Raw genomic sequence first — 17,928 nt, 5'->3', positions numbered from 1 at the left:
GTTAAAATATAGAGAAAAGACCCCCTACATTCAGGGAGTCTAATGCTATGTTCCTTCTAGGACTTTCTCGCAGCCTGTTCAGCGAGCTGAATGGCCCGCTTTACCATATTGCCTGCATCCTTGGCCTTAATGCCTCCCCAGCCTTCCTGCTGAACGGTATCATAAAAGCCTAAGTCTTTTGCAAGCTCATTCTTAAGTTCCTCTGACATCACACTACGTCTTCTGCGGCTCATGTTGGTTCCTCCTTATAAGGGGACTGATAATTTCCTGCACCATTAGTATCTCTGTAGTAAAGAAACAATATGCATTAACACTTATCGCTATCTTTTGCTACTTGATACGATTAAAGCCAATAGTAAGGTTTTGTTTTACTGCCAAATAAATTAAACGATCCGCGCTATAAAAACGAGACGAACTCCTAAAAGCTCTCCAAATACAAAAAAATGGCCTCACCCTGCTGACCAGGATAAGACCACCTTACAAAAATCATGCCTACACTTCGGTATACGATATTTCACTTGCAACCTGCTCAGGATCAAAAATTGAAACTTGTACAGATTCAGTTAATATATCGGCGTAACTGTAAGACACTCGTTTAAACGTTTGTTGTTCTTGATCTAGCTTGACAATAAAAACAGAAGGGTACGTTTCTTCGAGTACACCGGTTCGCTCAATTGTCTTACGGCGTCCGCCGTTCGCACGAAGCAAGATCTTCTGACCAACGTGAGCGTCGAGACTTCGTTTAATATCCAATAGCGTATTTTTAGCCATCGTGTAACGACCACCTCTTTCCTCTTGTCCATTATACAACGTTTCCTATGTATTGTCAAATTAAATAAATAATTATAGCAGTATCAAAAATAAGTTGTCAACGAATTTTTTAGCGGAATCTAAGTTTTTTTAAATCATTTTTATGAAAAAAAATTGCACGTTTTATTAGTGTGTTGTTATATGAAATAAAAAAACAGATTCCTTTAAGGAATCTGTTCTCAAGAAAGTTTTAAAAAGACATTCACCGCTTTTTAAATTGCAGCCGGCGTAACCTTTAAAGTCGTTAAATCTTGTAATGGAGGCAGGCCGATTCGGTAACTTCCTTTGGATTCAAGGCCACCTATTCCTTCACTTCCTGTTATTGTATGATGAACGATGTCATTCATATTCATTGTATCTTTGACAGAAGTAAAAGCAGCCTTAGCCGCGACGTATACCGGATCAAGAGCATGAATAAGTACCCTACTCGGCGAACTCGCAAAATTAGCACCTGCTCGGATCAGCGCCTCAAAATGAGACTGACATGCTCCCGCCACAATAGTGAGTGCATCAAGATGCCACTCATATTGTCTTGCTACTTGTATAGCAGCAATAAAATTAGCTGAATTTTTATAGTGATTGATGTTGTACAGATCATACGGCTGTCTACTCTTCAAAACCCCATCATGCCCTGTAATAACAACAATGTCTGGACGGGAACGCGGCAGCAATCGGTAAAGGGTTTCTGCCATAGATCCTTCATGTACGAAATGTCCTTCAGCGGGTACACGCAGCCTTTCGTATAACGCCATGCTTTTCTTTAAGTAATTAGGATCTCCATCCAAATGCAATACCTTACCTGGCATCTCAAAATAAGAAGGGGTTTCTGCCTTTACTGCTGTATGGTTCCAATCATCAATAAGCCCTGCCTGATTACGCTGCGCTTGTTCCTTGCGATGCTGCTGAAGCAGCGAATACGATTCATTGGCTTTAATATGAGCCAACCTTGTTTTTTTTGTCTCTGGTTCGTATGGCACTTTCACCAGATCATCCAGGGGGGAATCGGCAAGAAGCCTGAATTCGGTTCCTTTAATCACCGCTTTATCCTCCTGGAGACCCTCTACTCGGAAAGTAACGTCACCACCGTACGACTTCCGAATGACCAAGTCTCCTAAATTCATCAACATTATCACCTCTAACCCTATGGTATGGGCATCCCCCTGCTTTGGTTCGTAGGTGATAAAAAATATGAATTCTTAGATCTTTGGACCAAAATTGTAGTTTACTCCGTACCTATGCCTGCTTCCAGCAAAACAGCACTCAAACGAGCATACTCCTCGATACTAAGTGTTTCCCCGCGTCTAGTCGGTTCAATACCTGCCTTAAGCAGAAGCGGTTCTAGTTCATCTTTGTTTTCTTTTGTAAAGAAACGACTTTTCAAGTTGTTTGCTATCGTCTTCCGGCGTTGAGCAAAAGAAGCATGGACCACTTCGAAGAAGTGTTTTTCACTTATCACCTCAACAGGCGGCTTTTCCCTTACCTTCAATCGGATAACGGCAGACTCTACATTAGGCTGAGGTATAAAGACCGTATGCGGTACGATGCACACTAGCTTTGGCTCACTATAATACTGCACAGCAATACTAAGGGTACCGTAATCTTTTGTCCCTGGAGATGCAGCCATTCTCTCTGCTACCTCTTTCTGAATCATAACCACAATGTTGTCGATTGGTAGCTTCTCTTCGAGCAGCTTCATCAGAATAGGAGTTGTCACGTAATATGGGAGATTAGCGACGACGCTGACTGTATCGACATCACTAAAATTTTCTTGAAATAATGCAGGTAAATCTGTTTTAAGAACATCTCCATGATGTAAATATATATTAGGATAAGGTTCAAGTACTTCTCCCAAAATTGGAATCAGGCGCTGATCAATTTCCACTGCGGTTACTTTCTTAGCTGCCTGAGCCAGTTTTTCAGTCAGTGCCCCAATACCTGGTCCAATCTCCAGCGCACCTTTGTTTTCATCCAGATTTGCAGCATCTACAATTTTGTGGAGGATGTTCTGATCAATAAGAAAGTTTTGTCCCAAGCTTTTCTTGAAAGAAAATCCGTGTCTTGCAATAATCTCTTTTGTCCGCCTTGGTGTTGCAATTTCATCCATACCCTTCACGTTCTCACAATCCTTTTTGTTCAATTTGCTCAAGTGCATTTACAAACTCTTCACGACTAATCTGAAACATCGTCAATCTTTTATATAGCTGTTTTCCATTACAATAACCAATTCCCAAGATGTTACCAAGCTCCATACGCCGAGAAGCAGCATCTGGGTGCACAATAAGTCCTGCTTCGATTAAGTCCTGCCAGTCAATAAGCGGCTTAGCTGCCTCATACGCCGTATGAGCTCGGGATAACGCCTCGCGAATCGCTTCTGGCGAAGCGTTCTCAACGCCAATATCGCCTTTACGAGTTGCATCTTTTTCTTTTATAAAAGCATGACTTACCCCGGGAACTTTATTCGCTATTATTTTACGAATACGTTCTCCTGCATGATCAGGATCTGTAAGTACAATTACACCCCTTCTCTGCTGGGCAAGTTCGATTTTTCTCAAAATTTGAGCATTAATAGCAGAGCCTCCCGTTTCAATGGTATCTGCATCTACAGCCCGTTTAATTGCTACTGTATCATCTCTGCCTTCAACGACAATAATTTCTTTAATCATGACCGCTTGTCTTCCTTTCTAAACAAAAAGAGAAGAGGAAAATTTCCTCTTCTGCATGTAAGAGGCAAACGATAGACCTGTGGTCTAAACTTTCGTTTACCTTATATAGCATCACCGAATCATGTTGTTAATACTATAGCATTAGCGATGCATTGTAAATTATATTTTAGTTCAATTCTGGCTTCACAGGACCGATAACATACACGGTTTTTCCCTTTTTACGGCCAAAAGTCAAGGCTTGATCCAGACTGTCATAATAAACGTCTATTTTATTTCCCTTAATAGCACCGCCCGTATCTTCAGCACGGCGGAAGCCAACGCCTTCAATGTATACCCACCATCCAAGTGGAATCACATTTGGATCTACAGCAATTGTACGACCCTCCTGTACACGAGTACCGGATGCTGTTTTTGTTCCTATGCCTTCTTCTTCCGAAGAATAAGCTGTCATAGACACATTATTAAGTACTTTTTTCGCTTTGAAAGAAACGCCGTCTTTCGTTATTGTATCACTGCTTGAAGAAGAGGAAGATACCTTCTTCACTTTATCCGATAAAGATTTGTTACTTGTACTTGATGTACTTGCTGCTGCCACAAGTGTCTCGGGCTTAGGTTCAGGTTTAGGCTCTGGCTTTTTCTTGGTTCCGACAGCAATGACTTTATCAACACGATTCTTCGAAACTGTCTTATCCGTCATTTTCTTGGATACTAGCTCCCCGTCCTGGAACACTTTCTCGATGGTTTGAACCATCACACCTTCTTGCCCATTTTGTATTACGCGGTTATCCCCTTTGTACAAGCTAGGGTCAGCAGTTTTGATTACTTTATAAGGAATCGCAACTTCTTGTTTTGCCGTTTGTTTCGCTACCCGGACAATTTTAATATTAAGATCTGCTTTCACCGCGGTGTCCACAGAAGGATATACTTTATCATCTTCTGATACCTTCACGCCCTCATTTTCAAGCGCTTCTTGGACTGTATCCTTTGTCGTATAAATTTGTTCCGTTTTTCCATCCGCTGTTACGTTCACTGCAACAGCTCGTTTAATGGTAACTTGATCTCCATCTTCGATTGCTCCATTCAGCGGCATCGAAATCTCATCATGGGGGCTTACTGTGATTGCATGCTCATCCAGCACTTCATTAAGCATACCCTCACGAGTTTCCAGCGTTTGGACCTTGCCATCCACGACTAGTGAAATTTCTTTGCCTCCCTGACTGTAAACAATAAGAGAGACCATAACTAACAGTGCGATTGAGAAGATTGCGACTAGTATCATTTGACGCAGATTCTCATGCTTCCATCGCAACGCGTAAGACTTGCTGGATGATGGTGACTCATGGGTCTCCTCTGGTTGGAAATTTCCCACTTACTCCGTCCTCCTTCGTAGTCCCGCCGTCAAGAGTAATGCATGATAGTATTTTGACGCGACTATAACATTTGTATACAGAATCAGATCACTCTGCTTCTGCACCATGTGCCACTCTTCGCGGCATGATGTTTCCTCCTGTTAACCAACAGTATGACGAGGTTGTAACTTTTATTCTCCTAAAACAAAAAGCCAGTAGAGAGTTTTTGAGGAGCTCTCTAATGGCTTCCGGATAAGTTCATAAAAATAACCGGAAACATCATACACGAGTTTGCCTCTTTATACGCTTACGGAGTTAGCTGTCGGATTGGGACGCAAGAGTCGCCCTGGATCAGGTCATTAGCTCATGGCTAGTGCCTTTTCCTTCACCCCAAGACTCAAAATGAAATCAAATATGATGGCCTAAAGTATAAAGCTAACAGCTTGCAAGACCACCTTATCGGTTCCCCCGTTCTTCTGTTTTTGAAGGATTCAGCGAGAATAACACACGAAGTGAATATTTCAACATTTCACTGAAACGATGATATCCTGTTTGTATGCATGTTGTAAAGCCGTATTCAACTACGTTTTTCTAAATAAATGGTTAAAAGTTTGTAATAAACACGTGAAAATCCTTCCAAAAAGATGAATCGCTCTTGTTTACTCACTATTTCATCTGTTTTGCTCCAAATATGAACTATATCCCAAATAGTTCCAGTGCATTTCGAGTCGTAATCTGCGCGATTTCCTCTACAGATACCCCTTTTAAAGCTGCTGCAGCTTCTGCTACGAGCGCCACGTGTGCCGTTTCATTTCGCTTTCCGCGATATGGATGTGGTGTCAGGTATGGAGAGTCCGTCTCAATCAACAATCGATCCATAGGTACCTTGGCAAGTACCTCTTTCGGCTGTTTCGCATTCTTAAAAGTAATAGGGCCCCCAAACGAAAGATGGAATCCCATATCAAGACACATTTGTGCCGTTTCCCAGCTTCCTGAAAAAGAGTGCATGATCCCGCCGACTTCATGTGCTTTTTCTTCGCGCAGGATTTTAACTATATCCTCATGAGCGTCTCGATTATGGATAACAATCGGCATACCGATTTCTCTAGCAAGTCCAATTTGACGACGTAAAACCGTGTGCTGAATTTCTTTTGGAGAAGTATCCCAGTGGTAGTCGAGTCCAATCTCCCCGATTGCTACCACTTTCTCATGCTCACACAAAGAAGCGATCCACTCCAGGTCTCCATCCTTCATCGTAATGGCATCTACCGGATGCCAGCCAACAGCTCCATAGATGAAATCGTACTTTTCGACAAGTTCCATGGTTGTCGGTATCGTTTCGCGGTTAAAACCTATATTTACCATTCGAGTTACTCCCGCATCGAGAGCACGCTGGATCACTTCTTCTCGATCGTTGTCAAATTCTGCTGCATCTAAATGCGTATGTGTGTCAAATAACATCGTTTTGTGCTCCTCTCTTGCTATAAATAAAAGGATCTATTCTAAAAAACATTACATGCTTATGAAAATATTTTTGCGATTTGAGGGGGAAGTTGTCCAAGAACTGTCCTCACTTTTTCTTGTGGAAAATATAAATGATACTTGCCACGCTGAATTCCACTGATGGACCGAACGATTTCAGATACTTCTGAGATATCGCGTAGTCGTTCCTGTTTATCGATAATGATGATTTGTTTTTGGCTATCCTCATCGTCCGGACGAAACACATCATACGGCAGATCAGATGGAAAATCAATTTCCAGGTCGTACTCTGGATTAAGGCCCGCTTCTCGAAAAGCATTTGTCATTTCCGTGATTTCATCAGCTGACATAAGATCTACTTCTACATATTTATACAGTTTTCGATCTAAAAATCGGGTACATAATTCCCGTAGCAATTCATCCTTTTCTTCAGTCCACTGATTAAATGCAGTTTGTATGATGGACTCATCAATACGAAGATATTCTTGTACCGTAATATTCCCTTTAATGAGGGAAAGGAGTGAGGGTAACATAAAACCGAATGAATATTCGCTTTGAACAAGCTCCTTTGCTCTTCTAAAGATTTGACGAAGAATAATTTCTGAACTGCGGGTTACAGGATGAAAATATACTTGCCAATACATTTGATAACGAGCCATTAGATAATCTTCTACGGCATGCATTCCTGAATCCTTTACGACAACCCTGCCATGATACGGACGCAACATTCTTAAGATTCGATCGAGGTCAATCGTGCCATAGTTTACCCCCGTGTAATAAGCATCTCGTAATAAATAATCCATACGATCCGCATCCAGTGGACTCGACACAAGATTTACTACAATCGGTTTATCGTAGGTCTTTTCAATGACAGAAGCTATCTTCTCTGGAAAATCAGGTGCAACCGTTCTTAGAATTGCCCCGATCTCCGTATCTCCCATAATAATCTTACATGTCCACTCTTCATGGTTCATATCAAATGCTTCTTCTATAGAATGTGAAAAAGGCCCATGACCCACATCATGCAACAAAGCCGCACAAAGTGCGACAAGTTTCTCTTCTGTCGGCCAGTCGGTATAACCACTTCGCTCAAATTGCGAAATAATTTTTCTCGTGATTTCATAAACACCGAGCGAATGGGAGAAACGGCTATGTTCAGCTCCATGAAAAGTCAGATAGGAAGTTCCTAGCTGTCTAATTCGACGAAGACGTTGAAATTCTGGGGTATTGATTAGCTGCCAGATAATCGGATCTTTAACATGCACATAATTATGAACTGGATCTTTAAAAACCTTTTCTTCAGTTAGTTTTAGTTGCATATGTCTCAATCCTCCTCAAGATAATGAATTAAAATTCAATTGCGCGCAATCCTTACAACAATTTCGACTTTTAGTCAACTATTTATTATTTTTTTCGACATTTTACGACATTTTGTGTCGAATCAGGCTATAGTTTTGATTTCCAAATCGACAAGCGTTATAATAATAAAAGCGACAGTGAAAATCATAGATAAACCAGTCCTTTTAATAGAAGCTCATTAAATATTAATCTAATAAGTCATTTTTAATGTTGACTGATTTGGGAATGGTTGGTATGATGATTAGCATAAAAGATAAAATAATGTCGAATAATGCAATTATAAGTGATGGCGAGAGGAGCAACAAATTTATGATGAAATCTACAGGTATTGTAAGAAAAGTTGATGAACTAGGACGGGTGGTTATCCCTATCGAGCTGCGTCGTACACTAGGCATCGGAGAAAAAGATGCTCTGGAAATTTATGTTGACGGAGAGCGCATCATGCTCAAAAAATATGAGCCTGCTTGTATCTTCTGTGGTAATGCAGAGAACGTAACCTACTTCAAAGGAAAAATTGTATGTCACGAATGTATTTCTGAAATCCCTGCACCTGTGACAAATTAAGGAATATTGGTTATAAAAGATGCTATAGAAAAGCTATCATTTTAAATTAAATTATAGATTTCTCTATTTTATATATAGTGCTTTTCTTTTTTTGATTTTAGTCTTAACTACGGTTATCTCTAACCTTTTTATAATCCTTAATGCCTTCCTCGGTTACTATGTAACCGGTGAAGGCATTTTTTGATCTCTGGCAGTCCATTTATTCTTCTTTTAATAAGGCATTGTAGATATCTCTTTTTGATAATCCACGATCAGACGCTGTTTTTTTCATTGCATCCTTTCGGGATAATCCTTCGTTTTCATAATGCTCTACATGCTGACCTAACTCTAGGTTTTGCCACCATTCATTCTGTAGCGTATGTTCTTCCTCGGCACTCATTCCTTCCACAATGACACAGTACTCTCCAATCGGTGGATTCTCCTCAAGCCAATCGATACAATCCTGTACGCTTCCTCTTACATATTCCTCATGTCGTTTTGTCAACTCTCTAGCTAGAACCACATTTCGATTGCCATAACTCTCAAGTATTATTGTTAATGTTTTCAGTACACGGTGCGGAGATTCATAGAAGATTAACGTTCCTTGGGAGTAACCTACCGCTTCTAGAACCTTTTGCATATCCTTTTTATCTCGCGGTAAGAAGCCAATGAACGTAAATCTTTCTGTAGGTAAACCTGATGCAATGAGAGCAGATAAAGCTGCATTAGCACCCGGTACAGTAACGACCGGAATATCTGCTTCAATTGCCAGCGCAACTAGGTCAGAACCAGGGTCTGAAATAGCGGGCATTCCTGCATCACTAACGAGGGCCAAATTTTTTCCTTCTATTATATAACGTATCAGCTCAGGACCACTTGCAGCCTTATTATGTTCATGATAACTAAATAAAAGCTCGGGACTAATCTCAAAATGACTAAGTAATTTTCTTGTCATCCTTGTGTCCTCTGCAGCAATAATGTCGCAATCTTTCAATGTTTGAACCGCACGATAAGTCATATCATTTAAATTACCTATGGGTGTAGCAACTAAATAGAGTGTTCCTGTCTGTATCTGACTATCAAAACTTTTTTGTACCTGAAATTTCATTTATTCTCCTCCTCTAGATTGTGCTCACCATAATAGATGTTCATAATCTCCTCACAGTATTGTCCCTCTTCGTTATAGACAATTAGAGGCGGGAGCATTCTTACATCCGGTTTTCCATCACGTAAAGCTTCAATTAGCACCATGTTTGCCTCTTTATCAATCCTAGGGTGAACCATACGAATACGTTTAGGTTCTAATCGGTATTTCCGCATAAGCGTAATGATCTCTCCGATACGCTGTGGTTTATGAACCATAGAGACTTTGCCGCCTGTACGCACAAGGTGCATGCAAGCCTTTATAATATCTTCCAGCGTTCCGTTTAATTCATGTCTCGCTGTAGCTTGATGTATACTCAGCTTGATGTCACTTCCATTTAGAGGCATATAAGGTGGATTCACTGTGATTGCATCATACTTCCCATAACCAATCTGTTCAGCAAAATTCCGCACATCCCCCTCGTAAATTTTGATCTGCTCATCCAGCTCATTTAATTGCACACTTCGTCTTGCCATTTCTGCTAATCTGGGCTGAATCTCGACTGCATCAATAGAAGCTTTTGTTCGAGTGGTTAACAGAATAGGAATAACTCCGTTACCTGTGCATATATCTAGAATCTTCCCTCTTTTCGGCATCCCTGCAAACCTTGCTAAGAGGACTGCATCCATGGAAAAACTAAAAACCTCATCGCTCTGAATGATCTGTAGATCATGCGTAAGAAGATCATCTAATCTTTCAGAAGGGTGTAGAAAAATTTCGTTACTTTTCATTTTTATCTCTTCCCTGCCTTACCCTTAATATCGTTTCTGATCCCTAAAAAAAAACCGTAGGGAACCCCTACGGCTCATTACTTATTCAAAAATGACAGACAGAACAGACAATCGCCTTCCGTTCGTAAATGACCATAATAGACATTACAAATATGAAAACCTTCATAATACAGTCGAGCCAAGTTGTCATGACCTTCACCAACAACATCTTCTTCTGGCTCAAGGACATGAGTCTGAGTTACAGGAGTCTTAGGTGTAGGAGTCGCCTTCTCGGCAGAAGCCCCACGCTTTAACACCTTACGAAGTTGCTCGTTCTCTAGTGTGATACGCTGGTTTTCTTCGAGCAATTCCTTAACGATCATTTTCAGCTCTCCCAGATCACTGCTCATTTGTCCCATTTGTGTTTCCATTTCAAGAATGTGTGCAAAAACTGTTTTCTTCTCCAAAATCCCACCCCGAAAGCAAACATAATGGTTTACTTGATGACAACGTCATCCATTGAAAGTTCTTTCACTTTATTTATCTCAAACAACTGAACATGAATGGTTCGATTACCTGCATGTATTCCAACGACCTTACCTTCACCAAGTGAGGTAACCACAAGTTTTCCTACTGCTGGCATCTCTTCTTTAACACTCTCATAGTTATCATGCTCAAATTTCAAGCAACACATAAGTCTTCCGCAAAGACCTGATATTTTGGTTGGATTGAGCGAGAGGCTCTGATCCTTCGCCATTTTGATGGATACGGGTTCAAAATCCCCGAGCCATGAGGAACAGCATAGTACTCGTCCACAAGGACCTATTCCTCCAAGCATTTTCGCCTCGTCACGCACACCAATCTGGCGCAATTCAATTCGAGTACGGAAAATACTTGCCAAATCTTTTACCAGTTCTCTAAAATCTACACGGCCTTCTGCCGTAAAGTAAAATATGATCTTATTACGATCAAAAGTAAATTCGACATCAACCAGCTTCATTTTGAGGCCATGGTCTCTGATTTTATTTAAACAGGTTCCAAACGCGTCCTTTGCTGCGAGCTTATTCTCTTCCACCACTTTGGCATCCGCTTCACCTGCAATACGAATAACCTTTTTGAGAGGCAATACGACGTCAGATTCCCCGACTTCCTTCTTACCTATAACTACTTTGCCGTACTCAATCCCGCGAGCGGTCTCTACAATAACGCTAGAATCCTTTTCAATAGGAAGATCGAGGGGATCAAAGTAATAAATTTTGCCCGCTTTTTTGAAACGGACACCGACTACACTATACAAAAAATTAACCCCCTTGTATACCAATAAAACCTCTATTGAAGCCTTTAAATGAAAGACCGCAATCAAAGCGTAATATGTTAAGACATTGCTAGGGTAAAGAATAAAAAAACAATATATTTATTGCTGACTAGACCCTCTTAAAAGTTATGATGCAAGTCCAATCAAAAATTGCTCCACACATAGCTGTCCATTCATATTCGAACGCAATTTTTTTCTACATTCTGCAGCTAAATCCATATAAGACACCCACTGCTCTGTCGAACGACTTCTTGCTATCGTAGAAATGGCGCTAAGTTGATCTATAAAAATAACGTTCTCTTGCTTGCCGTAAGTTACATAAAGCATGTCCTTGAACCACAAATGGAACATATCAAACATCAGTTCAAGATGTTCAGAAAGTCCTGTCTTGAAAAGTTTCTGTTGTGCAGAAACTAGCGACATACTGCCTCTCGTCAGTGACTCTCCTCCTAATTGTAACATTACATTTCTAATTTCTGCAAACCAATTCTGGTCAAGCAGACTCTTGCATGACTCTAACCCTGAGGTTAAAAATGCGGCAGTTCTTACAAGCGCAGGTGAATATCCTTCTTTTACAAACACCTCTTCGATTCGCTCCGGACTAAGTGCCTTAAAGGGAACCTCTTGTGTCCTGGATAGAATCGTTGGAAGCATAGCACCTTTGTTACTTGTTATTAAGATCCCTACAGCGGGTACCTGTGGTTCTTCAAGAAACTTTAGCAAGCTGTTTGCAGCCTGTGTCGTCATCTTATCTGCCTGATCTATAATGTAAATTTTACGATTGTTGTTCTCGGACCGGTAATTGAAAATTTTCTGCAACTCACGAATCTGATCAATCTTAAGGCTGGCCCCTTCAGGCTCTATATAATGTAGATCCGGATGGTTCCCGTGTTCCACCTTACGACATTCCAGACATTCTCCACACGCATCATCCTGCTGCCGAGTACAATAGATCGCTTGGGCTAATGCAGTAGCCATTTGGCGCTGCCCGCTGCCCGAAGGACCACTGAATAAGTAGGCATGACTGGTTGATTGTTGCCGGAGTCCGCTTTGCAGCATTTGTTTTGCTGTTTCCTGGCCCATAATATCACGAAAAGACATGAGATGATCCTCCCCATGCTGTATTGCCGCATGAATTATGTTTGTATGACAATCCTATATAAATCAATTCTTCATAAAAAAGAATTACAAATCATCATCTATATCTATTATATCATGTTAACTGGTAATATAAATTTCAGGATGATAATAAAATTAATTACCAGTTAACAAGGGGCCGTATATATAAAAAAAGACAAGCTAGAGTGCACTTGTCTTTCACTGCATTTATCTAAAAGCTGAGATTAATAAGCATTCCGCGAATCTCACCAATTTTTTGAAGGAGTTCCATCTTCCCTTGCTCTGTTTGAAGCATCTCTTCAGCCATTTTGAGCAAAACCTCATCTACCTCATCTAGAAGCAGATAACGTTTCCCGCGTCCTCTACGATCCCAACCTCTAGATTCTTTCATGCTTACGCCTTGTCTTACCGTATCCTCTAAAAATCGTTTAACGAGTTGCTTATATGCTTTTAACTCACGAATCGTCATGGAACGTGCAAGCCGGTCCCCCTGAAGTTGAATTTCGTTCAATCGGCGAGTTAGCTCCTCATTCGATGCTCTCTCTCCCTGTTGCTGCATCATGCCGGTAAATTCCTTATTCTGTACAGGTTTGGCACCTGAATCAGATGGGCTTATTCCATTCTGCAGCGGCCGAAATCCTGGGTTGATTTTCACACGTATCCCTGCTTTCTTCTTAAAACAAACTTAGGGTATTTATTTCTTCTATTAGAAATGTTCGAAACGATCGACTGGTAACACAAACACGGTAGCTCCGCCCACTTGCACTTCCACAGGAAGAGGCAAATAGGAATCCGTTGTTCCGCTCATAGGTGTCACAGGGGTCACAAGTTGTTCTCTCACTTTACAACTGCTACGAATAACATTCATCACGGCTTCTACCTGACCATCGTCTACCCCGATCATAAATGTTGTATTTCCCGCTTTTAGAAAACCACCTGTACTGGCAAGCTTCGTTGCGCGAAAGTTAGCCTTCACTAGTGCGCTGGAAAGACGGTTACTATCTTTATCTTGAATAATGGCTACGATAAGTTTCATCGAAAAACGCCTCCTAAGTAGAAATAAATAACACCCAAAATGTAATTCGTCATTTCATATCTAATCTATTACACCAATGCTTGAACAACTTTCCTTATTAGCAGAGAACAAACTTGCTCTGTTTAAGTCTTTATTAGACATATACCCCTAAATATCCTTTAATACACATTCAAGGTTTGCAATTAGACTACAAAATACTTCATCAGGTGACAACGAAGCATCTATCATCTTTATTCTCTCCGGCTCATTCTCTACTAATTTGAGGTAACCTGCTCTCACCTTATCGTGAAATAAACGGTTTTCCAAATCCAAACGATTAACTTCTCTTTCTTGGTTGGCTGCTATTCGTGCAAATCCAATCTCTGGGTCAACATCAAAATAAATTGTAACATTCGGAGTAATATCTTCCGTCGCAAAAAGATTAATGGAACGGATCTCCTCTACCCCAATCCCTCTTGCGTACCCCTGGTATGCCAGACTACTATCAACAAATCGATCACATAATACAATAAGCCCTTCTTCAAGCGCTGGAATTACTTTTTCGACAAGATGCTGTCTGCGTGCCGCTGCATATAGAAGAGCTTCTGTTCTCGCATCCATAGCTGTATGTTCAGGATCTAAAATAATAGACCTGATTTTTTCGGCTATTTCAATACCTCCGGGCTCCCGAGTTACTAGATAAGAAATGTTTCTTTCTTCTAAATAATTAGATAGACGTGCAATCATTGTAGTTTTACCTGATCCTTCGCCACCCTCAAGCGTTATAAATATTCCTTTAGACAATGTTTCTCTCCCCTAGACTTTATTTTTTATCAATAAGTACGTAATTTATTAGTTCATAGATGGTTGAGAACCATTCATAATAACAATAGGAAAAGCTTATGTCCATACGATCATTTTTACAAATGGCGATTTGGACCTGTATACCGTAAGAAAAATCACTCTTCTACCATAACCCAGATGGTTTCTAAGCTGGAATCTGCAGTACCTTGAATTTTTGCTCCCGAATCCCGTAGCTGTATCAGATGATTTTTCATATTCTCACTAATTTCTTCTCCAGGATACAATATAGGAATACCTGGAGGATAGGGAATAACCATCTCGGCACTAATTCGGTTAGATGCTTTTGTAATACTAATTTTCTCTTTCTGTTCTTTCTTTATTTTACCTAAATGAAAAGGAACAGGACAAGAATAGACAGAAGAATGCAAAATGTTCCACGTGGAAACATGATGTGGAGCTGTATTCTCGGACTTATGATGTTGTTTTATTTCTTCAAGGCCCTCTTCTAATGATATATGCACTAAGGCCTTCAAAAGGTGCCTAGCGTCCTCCTCCGAGGAACCTAGACTAAAGAGAAGTACAACGTAAGTCTCGTCACTCATTTCAGGCACACAGCCTTGCTCTTCCAGCTTATCCTGCAATTCATATCCTTTTAACAGCTTCTCTTTATCATATATGACGAGTTTAAACGGGTCCTGAACCGTATATGCTTCCACCACTCCCGAAGGATCCAATAAACCAAAACGCGGTAAGTCTTCAATACCTCTTCTTACCATGTGTACAGCTGCTAGACCAGTAGAGAAGGCCTTCTCACCATGCTTGTGCAGATGTAAACGTGCAAGATCAAGAGAGGCCATAATGGGATAGGATGGACTCGAACTCTGAATCATAGATAAACGTTGCTTCAGCAGCTCACGGTCCAGCAGGTTTCCCTGTACATGAAGCATAGCACCCATTGTCATGGCTGATAGCATCTTATGAGTGGATTGCACCACTCCATCGGCTCCTGCGGTTAAGGCAGACCCAGGCAACACAGGATGCTGTCCATAATGTGCACCGTGTGCTTCATCCACGAGAAGCGGTACACCGGCCTTATGGCAAGTTGCTGCAATATTAGATAAATCGAACCCCATCCCATAATAATTAGGCATGGTAATAAATACGCCTTTTGCATTCGGATAAGCCTGCAATGCTTCCTCAATCGTTGATTGTACTGGAGCTGTAGCAAGGCCACTTGATGGATCTATCTCAGGAGCTAGAAACACTGCATGCGCACCAGCGAGCATCAGACCATGAATTACTGATTTATGAACATTACGCTGCACGAGTATAAGATCCCCTGGTTCAGTGCATACCGTAATAAGCAGCGCAATATTACCTGAGGTGCTTCCTCCTACAAGAAAGAAGCTTTCCTCTGCACCAAAACAATCCGCTGCTAACTGCTGTGCTTCCTCGATAACCGATTCCGGTTGATGAAGATCATCTAGACCTGTAATCTCTGTAGCGTCTATTTTCATTACTTCTTTAAGCAATGTGTCCTGTTCAAGATATGAATAGACCTGTCCATTTTTATGACCAGGTACATGATATGTATGTTTTTTTGAATTTCTATACTGAATTAAAGCCTCATATAAGGGAGCTTTATCTTTATTTAATTGATGATTGTCCATTTCATTAATCCTTCCGATCTTTTCATAGATACAACTATATTGTATTGTATTCAAATTAAAATAGCATCGACTCTAGATGAAAAAGTTAATAAATGAAATAAGAAATAGATAATGCATAACCAGAAAGATAAATAAAAAAGGCCTTCTCAGGCCTTTACTAAAAGTTAATGGAGAAGAGCATTATATATTATGCATTATTTTGTTGTAACCATATTTGCTTTAATTGATGAATAAAAAAAGGATATTTTGCATCTTGAGCGTCCGTGTGCACGATTTCGGTCTCACAATCTGTACAAATAAATTCAGAAACAATAAAAATACCTTCTTCTTTAGACTGCTCACAGACAATACATTTGTGCTTAGGCTGAATTTGCTGTGCATCCATAACTATCCCACCTTTGTTTCTTTTCCTATTAGTATGGTACAGTTTCTACTATTTTAAACCTTTTCATAGTCAAACACCATTTCTTTATCATAGGTTATGCTATTCATCCTATATAGAATGGGTGTCTGTACCTATTTCTTTACAACATTTAAATTTATCCATATCATTATCCGATATAAAATATATGAAAGAGGTTCCAACAATTCTCTAGAATATAGTTAGTCAATAAGTTCATAGGTAAGGGAGGATTTAATAGAATGTCCGAAGTCATCGGAGAAGAAGCTACATACTATCATTATCGTCTTCTACGCAAAAGCTACATATCACGCCCAGTCATCTGGAGTTATGTAAGCTTGGCCATCATTATGCTGTTCATTAGTCTTCTCTTCTTCACATGGTTCGGAGTACTTTGCTATGTATTATCATTTATTACGATTGTTTGGTCTCATTACGTTATATCCCGCTCTGTCCTTCTCCTCAGTAAAAGATACTTACAGAAGTGGAAGTTCGCATGGCAGCTGCCGTGGATGGGAATGATCCCAGAACAATATGTCAGTTATCGATTCTTTTCAAAAATACACCTGCATATTACTTGGATCAGCCTGATCCTCATCTTCATCTTTATCATAGCTGCCCCAATTGCTTTCTCCATTAACTTATTATTTTGGCACTTCTGGTTGCTGCTACCTAGGCTCTACTGCATAACCTGGTTAATCCGTGAAAGAAAAGACGGCCTTATTAAAATAACAAATCAAGATATCTCATACTACATACAGTAAGAACATCGCGGTAACATAAAATATACCCTAAATAACAATCACTACATGATAGTTACATAATAAATATAATGAATAAAAAAAAGACCTTTCCTAAGCGAAAGGTCTTAATTATTGGTATCTACGATTTTGGGTTTAATTAGTGATGCATCTTGTGTTGGCACAAGAACTGTTAAATAACCATTATGCAAAGATAAATGTACTCTGGTTGTATCTTTTACAAAGATGCGCGGTGCTGGCTCAGAAGTATTAGATTGTTCACTAGCTACGTCCTCAGTCCAACCCCACTCTATAATTTCATTTATATATTTATCCGGTAATTGATCGTTCTTACTCACGCCTGGCAGCGAATATTGTATGTAATCCATTTCCGGATTAGTTGTTGCACGATCCATTCGATTAGCTTCTTCTGGGACAGGAAAACTTTTAACATTAGCTGCTTCCTCATATGACTCCCAAGAAGTTTTCTGGCTGCATCCCATTGTCATCAACAAACTCAGGCACAGCAGACAATAGAGACAAAGTTTTTTGTATCGCAGCCGATATTCTCCCTTTGTTGCGAAAATGATACCACCCCTTTTATTTTATAACCCGTAGTTATTATAACTTTTTAAAAGGGTAATTCCGTAACAAAAATGTTACTACCTTCTTTCAATACAGTCTTTTAAAAAAATAAAAACCACCATCGATTGATCGACAGTGGTTCTTTGCTTGGCGACGTCCTACTCTCCCAGGACCCTGCGGTCCAAGTACCATCGGCGCTGGAGGGCTTAACGGTCGTGTT

The 17,928-nt window shown here is 40.3% G+C and carries 21 protein-coding genes, 1 rRNA gene and 1 riboswitch; of the genes, 2 read left to right on the top strand and 20 right to left on the bottom strand.

Annotation, left to right across the window (positions count from 1 at the left end):
* Window positions 1-56: 56 nt before the first annotated feature.
* The 8 genes from H9647_RS22780 to H9647_RS22745 form a co-directional block, all read right to left on the bottom strand.
* Window positions 57-233: a small, acid-soluble spore protein, alpha/beta type gene (locus tag H9647_RS22780; protein ID WP_105406382.1), complete on the bottom strand. Its 177-nt coding sequence runs from the start codon at window positions 231-233 to the stop codon at window positions 57-59.
* Between the two features lie 259 nt (window positions 234-492).
* A complete protein-coding gene (veg, locus tag H9647_RS22775; RefSeq protein WP_160036682.1) occupies window positions 493-771 on the bottom strand; it encodes a biofilm formation stimulator Veg in 279 nt (92 codons plus the stop codon).
* Between the two features lie 251 nt (window positions 772-1,022).
* Entirely contained in the window at window positions 1,023-1,931 is a 909-nt protein-coding gene (yabG, locus tag H9647_RS22770; protein WP_191804452.1) for a sporulation peptidase YabG, read from the bottom strand.
* Window positions 1,932-2,032: 101 nt separating this feature from the next.
* Window positions 2,033-2,914, bottom strand: coding sequence for a 16S rRNA (adenine(1518)-N(6)/adenine(1519)-N(6))-dimethyltransferase RsmA (gene rsmA / locus H9647_RS22765; protein WP_191804383.1), 882 nt, complete (start codon window positions 2,912-2,914; stop codon window positions 2,033-2,035).
* 13 nt (window positions 2,915-2,927) lie between these two features.
* A complete protein-coding gene (gene rnmV, locus H9647_RS22760; RefSeq protein WP_191804380.1) occupies window positions 2,928-3,473 on the bottom strand; it encodes a ribonuclease M5 in 546 nt (181 codons plus the stop codon).
* Window positions 3,474-3,639: 166 nt separating this feature from the next.
* On the bottom strand, window positions 3,640-4,842 hold the full coding sequence (locus tag H9647_RS22755; protein WP_191804378.1) for a ubiquitin-like domain-containing protein: 1,203 nt from the start codon (window positions 4,840-4,842) through the stop codon (window positions 3,640-3,642).
* 270 nt (window positions 4,843-5,112) lie between these two features.
* Window positions 5,113-5,329: riboswitch (cyclic di-AMP (ydaO/yuaA leader) on the bottom strand.
* Between the two features lie 189 nt (window positions 5,330-5,518).
* Window positions 5,519-6,283, bottom strand: coding sequence for a TatD family hydrolase (locus H9647_RS22750; protein ID WP_191804376.1), 765 nt, complete (start codon window positions 6,281-6,283; stop codon window positions 5,519-5,521).
* A 59-nt stretch (window positions 6,284-6,342) separates the two neighbouring features.
* On the bottom strand, window positions 6,343-7,623 hold the full coding sequence (locus H9647_RS22745; RefSeq protein ID WP_191804374.1) for an HD domain-containing protein: 1,281 nt from the start codon (window positions 7,621-7,623) through the stop codon (window positions 6,343-6,345).
* Between the two features lie 349 nt (window positions 7,624-7,972).
* Here H9647_RS22745 and H9647_RS22740 point away from each other — a divergent pair, with 349 nt between their 5' ends.
* On the top strand, window positions 7,973-8,227 hold the full coding sequence (locus H9647_RS22740) for an AbrB/MazE/SpoVT family DNA-binding domain-containing protein (RefSeq protein ID WP_047914173.1): 255 nt from the start codon (window positions 7,973-7,975) through the stop codon (window positions 8,225-8,227).
* Between the two features lie 199 nt (window positions 8,228-8,426).
* On the opposite strand, the gene rsmI is transcribed toward H9647_RS22740, so the two are convergent.
* The 10 genes from rsmI to H9647_RS22690 form a co-directional block, all read right to left on the bottom strand.
* Window positions 8,427-9,314, bottom strand: coding sequence for a 16S rRNA (cytidine(1402)-2'-O)-methyltransferase (rsmI, locus tag H9647_RS22735; RefSeq protein WP_191804372.1), 888 nt, complete (start codon window positions 9,312-9,314; stop codon window positions 8,427-8,429).
* On the bottom strand, window positions 9,311-10,081 hold the full coding sequence (locus H9647_RS22730) for a tRNA1(Val) (adenine(37)-N6)-methyltransferase (RefSeq protein WP_191804371.1): 771 nt from the start codon (window positions 10,079-10,081) through the stop codon (window positions 9,311-9,313). Before H9647_RS22730 ends, rsmI begins: the two co-directional genes overlap by 4 nt.
* 77 nt (window positions 10,082-10,158) lie before the next feature.
* Window positions 10,159-10,527 carry a DNA replication initiation control protein YabA gene (gene yabA, locus H9647_RS22725; protein WP_191804369.1) on the bottom strand — a complete coding sequence of 123 codons (369 nt, stop codon included), beginning with the start codon at window positions 10,525-10,527 and terminating at the stop codon, window positions 10,159-10,161.
* Window positions 10,528-10,556: 29 nt separating this feature from the next.
* Window positions 10,557-11,357: a PSP1 domain-containing protein gene (locus tag H9647_RS22720; protein WP_160036692.1), complete on the bottom strand. Its 801-nt coding sequence runs from the start codon at window positions 11,355-11,357 to the stop codon at window positions 10,557-10,559.
* Window positions 11,358-11,501: 144 nt separating this feature from the next.
* Entirely contained in the window at window positions 11,502-12,476 is a 975-nt protein-coding gene (holB, locus tag H9647_RS22715; protein ID WP_191804367.1) for a DNA polymerase III subunit delta', read from the bottom strand.
* A 229-nt stretch (window positions 12,477-12,705) separates the two neighbouring features.
* A complete protein-coding gene (locus tag H9647_RS22710) occupies window positions 12,706-13,149 on the bottom strand; it encodes a YaaR family protein (RefSeq protein WP_191804365.1) in 444 nt (147 codons plus the stop codon).
* A 51-nt stretch (window positions 13,150-13,200) separates the two neighbouring features.
* A complete protein-coding gene (locus tag H9647_RS22705) occupies window positions 13,201-13,530 on the bottom strand; it encodes a cyclic-di-AMP receptor (RefSeq protein WP_191804363.1) in 330 nt (109 codons plus the stop codon).
* A gap of 147 nt (window positions 13,531-13,677) precedes the next feature.
* Window positions 13,678-14,313, bottom strand: a complete 636-nt coding sequence (gene tmk / locus H9647_RS22700; protein ID WP_191804361.1) for a dTMP kinase — start codon at window positions 14,311-14,313, stop codon at window positions 13,678-13,680.
* Window positions 14,314-14,468: 155 nt separating this feature from the next.
* Entirely contained in the window at window positions 14,469-15,983 is a 1,515-nt protein-coding gene (locus H9647_RS22695) for an aminotransferase class I/II-fold pyridoxal phosphate-dependent enzyme (protein ID WP_191804359.1), read from the bottom strand.
* 187 nt (window positions 15,984-16,170) lie between these two features.
* Entirely contained in the window at window positions 16,171-16,368 is a 198-nt protein-coding gene (locus tag H9647_RS22690; protein ID WP_191804357.1) for a sigma factor G inhibitor Gin, read from the bottom strand.
* Window positions 16,369-16,625: 257 nt separating this feature from the next.
* Here H9647_RS22690 and H9647_RS22685 point away from each other — a divergent pair, with 257 nt between their 5' ends.
* A complete protein-coding gene (locus H9647_RS22685) occupies window positions 16,626-17,147 on the top strand; it encodes a hypothetical protein (protein WP_191804355.1) in 522 nt (173 codons plus the stop codon).
* A gap of 104 nt (window positions 17,148-17,251) precedes the next feature.
* Here the strand turns inward: H9647_RS22685 and H9647_RS22680 are convergent, their stop codons facing one another.
* The gene (locus H9647_RS22680) at window positions 17,252-17,626 is read right to left on the bottom strand and encodes a hypothetical protein (RefSeq protein ID WP_191804353.1); all 375 of its coding nucleotides are present in this window, start codon (window positions 17,624-17,626) and stop codon (window positions 17,252-17,254) included.
* Window positions 17,627-17,853: 227 nt separating this feature from the next.
* A 5S ribosomal RNA gene (gene rrf / locus H9647_RS26375) occupies window positions 17,854-17,928 on the bottom strand; the annotation flags it as partial.

Origin of the sequence: Paenibacillus gallinarum (assembly GCF_014836635.1) — a bacterium.
Lineage (GTDB): Bacteria > Bacillota > Bacilli > Paenibacillales > Paenibacillaceae > Paenibacillus > Paenibacillus gallinarum.
The sequence above is the reverse complement of the archived record's forward strand: the minus strand, read 5'-3'. Positions and strand labels throughout refer to the sequence as shown.